Here is an 11719-nt window from a genome sequence, read left to right as displayed (position 1 = left end):
CTTCCTCCCCTGTGAAACCCCGTGCTTCCCCCAGGGCACCGATGTGCCTCCACCATGACTCTACTGAGGGTGTTGTCAGGCCTCCGTAGGCTGGGGGCCGATTGCCCCGGTCGGGGCCGAGGGAAAGGCGGGAAGATGCGGGTCCTGGTCACCGGGGGTGCCGGCTTCATCGGGTCGCACTACGTGCGGCAGACGCTGAGCGGCGCTTACCCGGCGCTGCGCGACGCCGAGGTGGTGGTGCTGGACAAGCTCACCTACGCCGGCAACGAGGCCAACCTGGCCCCGGTCGCGGCCGACCCGCGGCTGCGGTTCGTCCGCGGCGACATCTGCGACGCGCGGAAGGTCGCCGACGTCATGCGCGGGGTGGACCTGGTCGTGCACTTCGCCGCGGAGTCGCATGTGGACCGGTCGATCCTCGGCGCCGCCGACTTCGTGCTGACGAACGTGCTGGGCACGCAGAACCTGCTGCAGGCGGCCCTGGAAGCGGGCGTCTCGAAGTTCGTGCACGTCTCCACCGACGAGGTGTACGGCTCGATCGAGACGGGGTCCTGGACCGAAGACCACCTGCTGGAGCCGAACTCGCCGTATTCGGCGTCGAAGGCGTCGTCCGACCTGGTGGCGCGGTCGTTCTTCCGCACCCACGGCCTGCCGGTGTGCATCACGCGGTGCTCCAACAACTACGGTCCGTACCAGTTCCCGGAGAAGGTCATCCCGCTGTTCGTGACGAACCTCCTCGACGGCCGGAAGGTGCCGCTGTACGGCGACGGCCTCAACGTCCGTGACTGGCTGCACGTCGACGACCACTGCCACGGCATCCAGCTGGTCGCCGACGGCGGGCGGCCGGGCGAGATCTACAACATCGGCGGCGGCACCGAGCTGACCAACCGGGAGCTGACGGAGAAGCTGCTGGCCGCGGTGGGGGCGGGCTGGGACAGCGTCGAGCCGGTCGAAGACCGCAAGGGCCACGACCGCCGGTACTCGGTGGACATCACGAAGATCTCTTCGGAGCTGGGGTACGCTCCGCGCGTGTCCTTCGAGGACGGTCTGGCCGCGACAGTGGCCTGGTACACCGACAATCGCGCGTGGTGGGAGCCCCTGGCGGAGCGGGCCGCGCTGAAGAAGTAGGGGTTTTCGTGCCGCTGACGGTGCTCGTGCCCGGGGGTTCCGGGCAGCTCGGCCGGGATCTCGCCGCGCTGGCTGGTTCCGGTCTCGACGTCGTCGCTCCGGGCTCGGCCGAGCTGGACGTGACTTCGACCGGTCAGGTCCTGGCCGCGGTGGGTGCGCTGGCCGACCGGGCCCGCGAGAACGGCTCGTCGCCGGTGGTGATCAATGCGGCGGCGTACACGGCGGTCGACAAGGCGGAGACGGACGAGGAGCGGGCGTTCGCGGTGAACGCGGACGGGCCGCGCGTCCTGGCGGCGGCGTGCGCCTCCCGGCGGGTGCCGTTGATCCACGTGTCGACGGATTACGTGTTCGCCGGGGACGCTTCCGCGCCGTACGAGCCTTCGGACGAGCTGGGTCCGCGTTCGGCGTACGGCCGGACCAAGGCCGCGGGTGAGGACGCCGTGCTCGGTTCCGGGGCTTCGTCGTGGGTCGTGCGGACCGGGTGGCTGTACGGGAAGTCGGGCTCGAACTTCGTGAAGACCATGGCCCGGCTGGAGTCCACGCGCACTGAGCTGTCCGTTGTGGACGATCAGGTCGGAGGTCCTACTTGGACCGCGGACTTGGCCGCGGGGCTGCTGGAGCTGGCTTCGCGGGTGGCCGCCGGTGACGGGCCGGAGCGGCGGATCCTGCACTGCACGAACGCCGGTGCGGTGAGCTGGTGCGGGTTCGCCCGCGCGATCTTCGAGCACTTGGGAGCGGACCCGTCGCGGGTGAAGCCGTGCACGTCGGCGGAGTACCCGCAGGCGGCGACCCGGCCGGCTTATTCGGTGCTGTCCCCGGCGTCGTGGAAAGAGGCCTGGCTGACCCCGATGCGGCCGTGGGAAGAGGCGCTGGACGCCTACTTCGCGGCCGCCAAGTAGGCGAGCGCCAGCTCGGTCGTCTCGGCGGCCCACGTGGTCCAGTCCAGGCCGTCGGGCCAGTAGCCGCAGGTGGCCGCGCGGTGCACGCAGGCGCCGATGACGGTCCGGGCCGTCATCCGGACGGCCCGGCTGTCTCCCGCGGCTTCGACGAAGGCCTGCTGGATCGCCGCCAGGGCCTGGAGCCCGCGCTCGCGGCCGTCCGCGCGCTGGCCGTCGAGCAGCTCGGGGAAGATCCGGTCGTGGGCGGCGAACGTGTCCGCCAGTGCCCGGGTGAAGGCGGCGACGACGTCATGCGGTCCCGACTCGCCGAGCGCCTCGGCGACGTTCGTTTCCAGCCGCGTGAGCAGCTGGTCCTTCACGGCGTAGAGCAGCTGGTCCTTGCCGGCGAACCGGCGGTAGATCGCGCCCACCGACAGGCCCGCCCGCTCGGCCACCGCGCCGATCGTGAACTCCTCGTGCCCGTGGTGCGCCAGCACGTATTCGGCCGCGGCCAGCACTTTCTCCAGCGACGCCCGGCTGCGGGCCTGCTGGGGCGGGTGAAAGCCCTCCTGCACGCGTACCTCCCACCGTCGACGGCGCGGATGCGAATGATAACTTGCGTTCGCATTCGGGCCGTGGAGGGGTGGCAGCAGTGGTGAGCATCGAGGTGCGGAACGCCTACGTCGACTTCCCGATCTTCGACGCCAAGACCCGGTCGCTGAAGAAACGGGTGCTCGGCAAGGTCGGCGGGAAGATCGGCACCGGCGCGAAGACGCCGATCATCGAAGCCCTGCAGGACATCACGCTGTCGCTGGCGGACGGGGACCGCGTCGGGCTGGTCGGGCACAACGGCGCCGGCAAGTCCACCCTCCTGCGGCTGCTCGCCGGCATCTACGAGCCGACGCGCGGGCACACCCGGGTCGCCGGGCGGATCGCGCCGGTGTTCGACCTCGGCGTCGGCCTCGACCCCGAAGTCTCCGGCCGCGAGAACATCCTGATCCGGGGCCTGTTCCTCGGCATGAGCCGCGCGCAGATGAAAAAGCGGGTCGACGACATCGCGGAGTTCACCGAACTCGGCGACTACCTGCACCTGCCGCTGCGCACCTACTCCGCGGGCATGCGCGTCCGGCTCGCGCTCGGCGTCGTCACCACCATCGACCCCGAGATCCTCGTCCTCGACGAGGGGCTCGGCGCGATCGACGCCGCCTTCCTCGCCAAGGCCCGTGAACGCCTGGTCGACCTCGCCCGCCGCTCCGGGATCCTCGTGTTCGCTTCGCACTCGGACGAACTGCTCAGGGAGCTGTGCACCGACGCCGTGTGGATGGACGAAGGCAGGATTCGCGCGAGCGGCGAGCTCGGCGAAGTGCTTTCCGTCTACAAAGGTCAGTGACGGCCCGAGGCCATCCGGTACGCGCCGACCGTCAGCTCGGCGCAAGTCCGCCACGTGAAGTTCGCCGCGTGCGCGCGCCTCGACGCCGATGTTGCCACCGCGTGCGGGTCCGTCACCGCCATGCGCAACGCCTCCGCCAGCCCGTCCACGTCGCCGTACGGGACCAAGCTCGCGCAGTCGCCCGCCACCTCGCGCAGGGCCGGGATGTCCGTGCACACCACCGGGACGTCCGAGGCCATCGCCTCCAGCACCGGCAGCCCGAACCCCTCGTCCCGCGACGGCAGCACCAGTGCCGCCGCTCCCGCCACCACCGTGCGCAAGTCCACATCGGACAGATAGCCGGTCTGCGACGTCCGGGCCGAGCGGGGGAACGGGCCCGGGCCCGCGAACACCAGGTCCGGCAGGTCCGGGGCGGCCTCGTGCGCGCGCGTCAGCCAGTCCAGGCCCTTGCGCGGCCCCGCCGCCCCCGCGAACAGCAAGTACCGCGAAGGCAGCCCCAGACGCGCGCGGCGCTCGTCGTCGGGCGGGCGCGCCGTGAACCACGCCGGGTTGACTCCCAGCGGGGTCACCACGATCTTGTCGCGCGACACGTCCAGGCGCTCCGCCACCGAGTCGGCCACCGCCGCCGTCGGGGTGCAGATCACGTTCGCCCGCCGCGCGCCGCGGCGGACCAGCTCCGGCAGGCCGCGGTCGCTCGGAGCCAGCTCTGCCGGATTGTCCAAAAAGGCCAGATCGTGGATCGTCACCACGCCCGCCGCGCGGAGTCTCCCCGGCAGCACGAAGTTCGTGCCGTGCACGACGTCCGTCGGGCCGGCGAACAGCTCCACCGGCGGGAAGTCCGAGCGCAGCCAGGCCGCCCGCAGCAGCCGGGCCGCCACCGGCATCCCGCGCGCCCGGGCGCCGTAGGGGAGGACGTGCCGCAGCCGGCGCCAGCCGCGCAGCGTGAACGCCACCGCGCGCGTGTCCACCTCGGGGATCGACACCAGCTCTTCGCTCAGCGCGGCCGTGTACCGGCCGATCCCGGTGCGCGCGCCGAGCAGCGGGGTGCCGTCGAGGAGGACGCTCAGGGACCTAGCCACGGCGGAGCCGTTGCTTCGCGACCTTCAGCACCCGGCCGCCGACGCGCCGCGCCAGCTCGCCCGCGCCACCCGCGGCGAGGTACTCCCGCACCAGGTCGGCGTCGCGGCGCAGCATCGCCCGGCCGCGCACCGGCGCCGTCGTCGTCAGGTCCGCCGACCCGGGCAGCCGGTCGGCCGCCGGGCGCGGGTCGCGGCAGAACTCCACCAGCGGCTTCAGCGCCTCCGGCCAGGTGTACCGCTGCGCGACGGCGGCGATCCGCTCGACGCAGCCCGCGGCGAACTCCTCGTCGTACAGGACCTTTTCCAGCGCGTCCGCCAGCGCGGAGGCGTCCTCGGCCGGCACGACGACCCCCAGCCGTTCGGCGCGCACGAGGTCGGCGAACGAGTCGCCGTCGGTGGTGACGATCGGCAGCCCGGCCCACAGGTAGTCGAGCACGCGGGTGCGGAACGCGAACGTCGTCTCGACGTGCTCGTAGTGCGTCGTGACGCCGCAGTTCGCGTCCAGCAGCCAGTTCTGGCGCTCGTGGTAGGGCACCCACTGCTCGTTGAAGTAGACGTGCTTCCCGGTCAGCCCCAAGGAATCCGCGAGCCGGATCGTCCGCGTGCCGATGTCCATCTCGGCGACCTCGGGGTTCGGGTGCTTCATGCCGAGGAACACCAGCCGGACGTCGGCGCGGCGGCGGCGCAGCTCGTCCATCGCGCGGATCAGGGTCAGCGGGTCGAACCAGCTGTAGACCCCGCCGGCCCACAGGACGACGTGGTCGGTGCCGCCGATGCCCAGCGACGAGCGCAGCCCCGGCCCGGTGCGCACCGGCGCCTGCGGCGACAGTCCGAAGGGGACGACCGCGAGCAGCGACTGCGTCGTCGGGTCGGCGTCGTAGAGGCGCGGGGACAGCCGGCCCAGCGCGGCCAGGTGGCCGAGCCACAGGTGCCGCTGCCGTTCGGACGCGCAGAGGAAGAAGTCGCCGCGCTCGATCTGGGCGTCGAGCACGCGGGTGACGCCGGCGAGGTCGGCCGCGCGCCGGTCGTCGGCGATGCCCTTGCCCTGCTCCAGCAGCTCCAGGTGCATCGGGTCGTAGAGGTCGGCGACGACGATCTTGCCGCGGTGCTCCTTCTTCAGCGACGGCGCCAGCTCGAGCACGTGCCCCTGCAGGACGACGACGTCGGCCCAGGCGATCGGCGCTTCCAGCTCGCGGTGCTTGCCCGCGCTGACGCGGAAGGGCGCGGGTGGCGGCGTCGCCAGCGGGTTCGTGGTGACCAGGTGGACGTCGTGCTCGGCGGACAGCGCCAGCGCGATGTTCCAGGCGCGGATCGCCGGGCCGGCCATCCGCTCGGTGAGCGCGTCGCCGGTGATCACCAGGATCTTGCGGCGCTGCCCGAACGCCTTCTCGATGCCGAACGCCTCGACGAGGATGTCGTGCGCGGCGAGGTAGCGCGGCAGCGGGTAAGCGGGCTCCAAAGCCTTGCGCAGCAACGGAAGCAGGTCGGCGTCGGTCCGGACGCGGGCGGCCTGCTCGATCGCCCGCGACTGGGCCAGCGACGGCAGCTGCTCGACGAACTGGTCGATCGCGAGAAGCCCGGCGAGCGTGGTGCGCGGGATGGCGACGTCGCCGGACTCGATCGGGCCGGAAGGAGCACCGCCCTTTTCGAGGTCCAGCTGGGTCGCGTCCAGCTCGCCGCGGGCGGTGGCCCGCCGGACGGCCAGGGCGAGCGCCGCGGGCAGCGCGCGGGCGAGCGTCTCGTCGGAGAGGTTCTTGTAGAGCGCGGCCAGGGCGTTGCGCTCGAGGAGGAAGGTCTCGCGGCCGGTTTCCGGCGCGTCGACCGCGGCCATCGTGCCGTGGTGGCGGTGGAACGCGTGCGATTCCGGGACGTACCGGACGCGCCAGCCGCGCAGGTTGAGCCGCCAGCCGAGGTCGACGTCCTCGTAGAACATGAAGAACCGCTCGTCGAAGCCGCCGACCTCGGCGAACACCGACGAGCGCACGAACATCGCCGAGCCGGTGCCGAACAGAACGTCCTTCGCGACTTCGTGCTCGGCGGCCGGGACGTCGGCCAGCGGACTGCCCGCGTGGCGCTTGTAGCCCATGCCGAACCAGGTGAGGCCGCCGTCGACGAAGTCGGTGCCGGTGCCGTCCCAGTCGAGGACCTTGCTGGCCACGGCGGCGACGCGGGGCTGCGCGCGCAGCTCGGCGACCGCCGCGGATACCCAGCCGGGGGCCGGGCGGGCGTCGTTGTTGAGGAAGCCGAGGACGGTGCCCTTCGCGTGCTTCGCGCCGAGGTTGCAGCCGCCGGCGAACCCGGTGTTGCGGCCGGCCTCGACGACGTGGGCCTGCGGGACGGCTTCGCGGATGCGGGCGGCTTCGTCGGAGTTGTCGACGCAGATCAGCTCGAGCTCGGGGTAGTCGTGCTCGACGAGCGCGCGCAGGCAGGTGATCGTGTCGTCGGCGCCGCGGTAGTTGACCACGATCACCGAGACGAGCGGTTGCGGTTCCCCCTGCGCCAAAGCCAGCTCCTTCGTCGGGTGGGCGTCAGCTTAAAGGCCTGCCCAAGCCTCCCAGACCGCGCCTCGGCCGAGTGCGGCCTCCCGGCCGATCTTGCGGCGGGCCCGCAACGTCGCTGGTAGCCGCGTTGCCACTTCGGCGAGCACCCGGCAGCGCAGGCCGAAGCGGAAGTTCGCCGCGGCCGGCCGTCCCGGCCGCAGCGGCAGCACCGCTGTCAACACGGCGAACCTGAGCAGCTGGTTCACCGCGACTCCGCGCGGCGCGCACCGCAGGAGCATCAGCAGCCGGTTGCGCTCGTTCCAGCGGTGGAACAGCGGCGAACCCAGCTCGCTGCTGACGCCGTGGGCGTGCCGGACGCGGGCTTCGGGCGCCGCGACGACGTCCCAGCCGGCCAGCCGCAGCCGCCACGCCGTGTCGGTGTCCTCGTAGTAGCAGAAGAACCCGGCCGGGACGCCGTGCACGCTCTTCAGCACGTCCGTCCGCAGGAGCGCCGCGCCGCCGCAGAAACCGAACACCTCGGCGGCGGGCTCGGTGAGGTCGGCGCCGTGGCCGTCGGCGGTGAGCCGGACGCCGGCGGACTGCGTGGTGCCGTCGGCCCGCACCAGCAGCGACGTCGCCGCGCCGGCCAACGGCGCTTTTTCCAGGGTGTCTTCGAGCGTCGCCAGCCAGTCCGGCTCGGGCTCGGCGTCGTCGTTCAGCCACGCCATCAGCGGGGTCTCGACGCGCTTCGCGGCGACGGCGAGCGCGCCCGCGTAGCCCGTGTTGCGCGGCAGGCGAATTACTTGCGGACGCGAAGGATGGGCCGCGAGCAGGGCGGCGGTGCCGTCGTCGGAGGCGTTGTCCACCACGAGCGTCCGATGTGGACGCGTCTGCGCGGCGAGCGCGTCGAGGCAGGCGGTGACGTGCCCGGCACCCCGCCAGGTCACGACGACCACCGTGGTGGCGGGATTCGCGGTCACGTCCCGCACAATAGCCGCGTGCCCGAACTGGTCGTGCTCGCCGAGCAGCTCCTCGCGCCCGTGCCCGGTGGCACCGGGCGCTACACGGCCGAGCTGCTGCCGGCGCTCGCGCGGACCGCGCCGCGCGGCTGGACGGTCTCCAGCGTCGTCGCGCGGCACGCCGACGTCGGCGCGGCCCGGCTGGACGGTGTCGAGGGCCCACGGGTGCTGCGCGTCCCGCCGCGGGTGCTGGTCGCCGCGTGGCAGCTGGGGCTGCGCTGGTGGCCGGGCGGCGACGCCGTGCACGCGCCGACGCCGTTCGCGCCGCCGCGCGCGCCGGCCGGGAAGACGTTGAGCGTCACGGTGCACGACACCGTGCCCTGGACCCACCCCGAGACGCTCACCGCGCGGGGGGTCAGCTGGCACCGGTCGATGATCGCGCGGGCCGCGCGGCGGGCGTCCGGGCTGGTGGTGCCGACGCGGGCGGTCGCCGACGAGCTGGCCGTGTTGATCGACGTCGACGTCCCGGTGCGCGTGGTGCCGCACGGCGTGCGGATCCCGGCCGGTTCGGCGCCGCTGGACCTGCCGGCGCGGTACGTGCTGGCCGTCGGGACGATCGAGCCGCGCAAGGGCATCGACGTCCTGGTCGACGCGGTCGCGGCGCTGGACGACGTCGTGCTGGTGCTCGCCGGGCAGCCGGGGTGGGGCGGCATCGACCCGGTGGCGCTGGCGGCCGACCGCGGCCTCCCCGCGGACCGGCTGCGGATGCTGGGGAAGGTGTCGGACGCGGAGCTGGCGACCGCGTTGCGCCAGGCGAGCGTCCTGGCCGTGCCGAGCCTGGCGGAGGGGTTCGGGATGGGGCTGCTCGAGGCGATGGCGGCCGGGGTCCCGGTGGTGCACACGGACGTCCCGGCCCTGGCCGAGGTGGCGGGCGGTGCGGGGATCACGGTCCCGCGCGGCGACGCCCGGGCGTTGGCCGCGGCGTTGCGAGAGGTGCTGGGATCACCGTCCGTGGCGGCTGATCTCACTCGATCGGGTCGTGAGCGCGCGCGGACGTTCACCTGGCGCCGTGCCGCGGAAGCCGTCTGGGCGATCCACACGCGTGCCCGCCCCTGACCGGTTTGCCAGTTCCCCACCATGACGCGGGGTCACCGCCGTACCCTGCAGGGGTGAGCGATGACCCCCGGGTGCTGATCGACGCGACCGCGGTTCCCGCGGACCGCGGCGGGGTCGGCCGGTACGTGGACTCGCTCGTCGCCGCGCTCGACGCGGACGGGGCGCGGCTCACCGTCGTCTGCCAGCCGCGGGACCTGCAGCTTTACGATCGGCTGGCGCCGGGCTCGCGCGTGGTGCCCGCGTCCCCGACGACGACCACCCGCACCGCGCGGCTGACCTGGGAACAGGCGACGCTGCCCCGGTTGGTGCGCCGCCTCGGCGCGGACGTCGTCCACTCGCCGCACTACACGATGCCGCTGGCCACGTCGGCGGCATCGGTCGTCACGCTCCACGACGCGACGTTCTTCACCGACGCCGTGCTGCATTCGTCGGTGAAGGCGCGGTTCTTCCGGGCGTGGACGGCGACGGCGCTGCGCCGCGCGACGCTGTGCGTGGTCCCGTCGGCGGCGACGGCGGCGGAGCTGGCCCGCGTGGGCCCGGTCCGGCACGCGTCCCTGGAAGTGATTCACCACGGCGTCGACAGCGAGCGCTTTCACCCACCGTCACCGGAGGAGGTCGCGGCCGCCCGTTCGGCGGTAGGCCTCGGGCGCACGCCGTACGTGGCGTTCCTGGGCGCGCTGGAGCCGCGCAAGAACGTGCCGGCGCTGATCCGCGGGTTCGCGCGGGCGGTGGCGGGTCAGCGCGACGCGCCGGCGTTGGTGCTGGCGGGCCAGCCGGGGTGGGACACGCAGGTGGAGCGGGCGCTGGACGCCGTCCCGCATCGGCTTCGCGTGATCCGGGCAGGATATTTGCCCTTCGGCACCCTGGCGGGATTCCTCGGGGGTGCCGAGCTGGTGGCTTACCCGTCGCTGGGCGAGGGGTTCGGGTTGCCGGTGCTGGAAGCGATGGCGTGCGGGGCCTGCGTGCTGACGACCCGCCGGTTGTCGCTGCCGGAGGTGGGCGGCGACGCGGTGGCGTACTGCGGAGTCGGCGCGGGTGACGTGGCGGCGGGGTTGTCGGAGCTGCTGGCGGACCCGGGCCGGCGGGCGGAGCTGGCCATGGCGGCTCAGCAGCGGGCCAAGGAGTTCTCCTGGGCTACCACCGCGGAGCGGCACCGGGAGGCTTACGCCAAGGCCTGGTCCCGGCACCTCCGGACCCGCTGAGTACGCCCTGTGGGGTGGCGGGGTCGCGATCCGTGACCGGTGGACAATGGCCGGGTGACTGAGCACCCCCGCTATGGCGACGAAGTCGGCGTCGTGACCGTGACCTACTTCTCCGAGGACACCATCGAGCGGTTCCTCGACACCCTCGAGAAGGCCACCGAGCGCGAGGTCAAGGTGGTCATCGCCGACAACGCGTCCGTCGAAGGTGCCCTCGCCGAGGTTGCCGCCAAGCGGCAGAACGTCCAGCTGCTCAGCATTGGCGAGAACGTCGGCTATGGGACCGCTGCCAACCGCGGTGTCGCCGAGCTGGACGACCGCTACGGCTGGGTCGTCGTCGTCAACCCCGACCTCGAATGGGAGCCCGGGTCGCTCGACGCCCTGCTCGAGGTCGCGAGCCGGTGGCCGCGGGGTGGGGCCTTCGGGCCGCTCATCCACGATCCCGACGGCACCGTCTACCCCTCCGCCCGCCTGCTGCCCTCCTTCGGGCGCGGCATCGGGCACGCCGTCTTCGCGAAGATCTGGCCAGGGAACCCCTGGACCCGCCAGTACCGCCAGGAAACCGGCACCCCCGTCGAGCGCACGTCGGGCTGGCTGTCCGGCTCCTGCCAGCTGATCCGCCGGGAGGCGTTCGACTCCGTCGGCGGGTTCGACACGCGGTACTTCATGTACTTCGAGGACGTCGACCTCGGTGACCGTCTCGCCAAGGCCGGCTGGCTCAACGTCTACGCGCCTTCGGCGAGCGTCATGCACGAAGGCGGCCACTCGACGTCACAGGCCTCGGAGAAGATGCTCAAGGCCCACCACGACAGCGCCTACCGCTACCTCGCCGACCGCCACCAGGGCCTCGCCTGGAAGCCGGTGCTCGCACTCGCGAAGCTCGGCCTCGCCGTGCGGCTGAAGCTCGAGACCCGCTAGATCCCGTCGAGCCGGCGCGAAAGGTCGGATTTGCCGTTCGTCTGCGTCACCGTCGGCACCAGGCCGGTGTCCTCCGGATCCGGCTCCTTCAGCGGGCTCGTGATCGGCTCGGCCTGGGGCCGGCGCGCGAGCGGCGTGGTGACCGGCGGCGTGGGCAGCGGGGTGGTCTGCGACGGCGTGCTCAACGGCGTCGTCGCCTGCGGGCGGCGGCCGCCACGGGCCTCCAGGCGCCGCGTCGGCGCCGCGCCGGCCAGCGGGTGGTCGTTCTCCTCGATCAGCGACGCCGGCAGCTGGGTGGTCGTGTCGGGATCAAGGCTGTCGATCTGCGCCCGGGGTATCTGCTGGGTGTTCGACGAGTCCATCGGTGACGTCGCGCTGTCGGGTGTCACGACGAACACACCGCGCGCCTGGGCTCGTGCGAGCAGGGCGTCCGCCCGATCGCGGGGGTCCATCCCCTCGGCCTCCCGACTGACCCGGGGCCCTCTGGGGAAAGGCCCGCCTGTTTCCTGTCTAGGGTAGGCCCTCCGGGCGACCTCCGTCAGGGTTTCCCGCGGCTTGTCGCTCAGCGGTGCGTG

At 72.8% G+C, this 11719-nt stretch carries 11 protein-coding genes; 6 read left to right on the top strand and 5 right to left on the bottom strand.

Translation table 11 applies throughout. From position 1 onward, the window contains the following. Nucleotides 1-135 precede the first annotated feature (135 nt). Both rfbB and rfbD read left to right on the top strand, forming a co-directional pair. Complete coding sequence (gene rfbB / locus AB0J40_RS31510) at nt 136-1125, top strand: dTDP-glucose 4,6-dehydratase (protein WP_364460088.1); 990 nt, start codon at nt 136-138, stop codon at nt 1123-1125. 8 nt (nt 1126-1133) lie between these two features. Then, nucleotides 1134-2024, top strand: a complete 891-nt coding sequence (rfbD, locus tag AB0J40_RS31505) for a dTDP-4-dehydrorhamnose reductase (RefSeq protein WP_364460085.1) — start codon at nt 1134-1136, stop codon at nt 2022-2024. On the opposite strand, the gene AB0J40_RS31500 is transcribed toward rfbD, so the two are convergent. After that, nucleotides 2003-2578, bottom strand: coding sequence for a helix-turn-helix domain-containing protein (locus AB0J40_RS31500; RefSeq protein WP_364460082.1), 576 nt, complete (start codon nt 2576-2578; stop codon nt 2003-2005). The two genes, rfbD and AB0J40_RS31500, sit on opposite strands and share 22 nt — an antisense overlap. A 77-nt stretch (nt 2579-2655) precedes the next feature. Between AB0J40_RS31500 and AB0J40_RS31495 the strand changes: the two genes are divergently transcribed. Then, complete coding sequence (locus AB0J40_RS31495; protein WP_364460503.1) at nt 2656-3393, top strand: ABC transporter ATP-binding protein; 738 nt, start codon at nt 2656-2658, stop codon at nt 3391-3393. On the opposite strand, the gene AB0J40_RS31490 is transcribed toward AB0J40_RS31495, so the two are convergent. Genes AB0J40_RS31490 through AB0J40_RS31480 form a run of 3 tightly spaced genes read right to left on the bottom strand, consistent with a single transcriptional unit; the run spans nt 3387 to nt 7941 of the window. After that, nucleotides 3387-4472, bottom strand: coding sequence for a glycosyltransferase family 1 protein (locus tag AB0J40_RS31490; RefSeq protein WP_364460079.1), 1086 nt, complete (start codon nt 4470-4472; stop codon nt 3387-3389). The genes AB0J40_RS31495 and AB0J40_RS31490 overlap by 7 nt on opposite strands. Next, nucleotides 4465-6975, bottom strand: a complete 2511-nt coding sequence (locus AB0J40_RS31485) for a glycosyltransferase (RefSeq protein ID WP_364460076.1) — start codon at nt 6973-6975, stop codon at nt 4465-4467. Before AB0J40_RS31485 ends, AB0J40_RS31490 begins: the two co-directional genes overlap by 8 nt. Before the next feature lie 30 nt (nt 6976-7005). Next, nucleotides 7006-7941, bottom strand: a complete 936-nt coding sequence (locus AB0J40_RS31480; RefSeq protein ID WP_364460073.1) for a glycosyltransferase family 2 protein — start codon at nt 7939-7941, stop codon at nt 7006-7008. Nucleotides 7942-7950: 9 nt separating this feature from the next. Here AB0J40_RS31480 and AB0J40_RS31475 point away from each other — a divergent pair, with 9 nt between their 5' ends. The 3 genes from AB0J40_RS31475 (at nt 7951) to AB0J40_RS31465 (ending at nt 11144) form a co-directional block, all read left to right on the top strand. Further along, nucleotides 7951-9027, top strand: a complete 1077-nt coding sequence (locus AB0J40_RS31475) for a glycosyltransferase family 1 protein (RefSeq protein ID WP_364460071.1) — start codon at nt 7951-7953, stop codon at nt 9025-9027. Between the two features lie 71 nt (nt 9028-9098). Continuing rightward, complete coding sequence (locus AB0J40_RS31470; protein WP_364460502.1) at nt 9099-10229, top strand: glycosyltransferase family 1 protein; 1131 nt, start codon at nt 9099-9101, stop codon at nt 10227-10229. A gap of 54 nt (nt 10230-10283) precedes the next feature. Beyond that, entirely contained in the window at nt 10284-11144 is an 861-nt protein-coding gene (locus AB0J40_RS31465; protein WP_364460068.1) for a glycosyltransferase family 2 protein, read from the top strand. Here the strand turns inward: AB0J40_RS31465 and AB0J40_RS31460 are convergent. Then, on the bottom strand, nt 11141-11596 hold the full coding sequence (locus AB0J40_RS31460; protein WP_364460065.1) for a hypothetical protein: 456 nt from the start codon (nt 11594-11596) through the stop codon (nt 11141-11143). The genes AB0J40_RS31465 and AB0J40_RS31460 overlap by 4 nt on opposite strands. Nucleotides 11597-11719 lie beyond the last annotated feature (123 nt).

The organism is Amycolatopsis sp. NPDC049691, assembly GCF_040675005.1.
In the GTDB taxonomy this organism is placed as follows: Bacteria; Actinomycetota; Actinomycetes; order Mycobacteriales; family Pseudonocardiaceae; genus Amycolatopsis.
The sequence above is the reverse complement of the archived record's forward strand: the minus strand, read 5'-3'. Positions and strand labels throughout refer to the sequence as shown.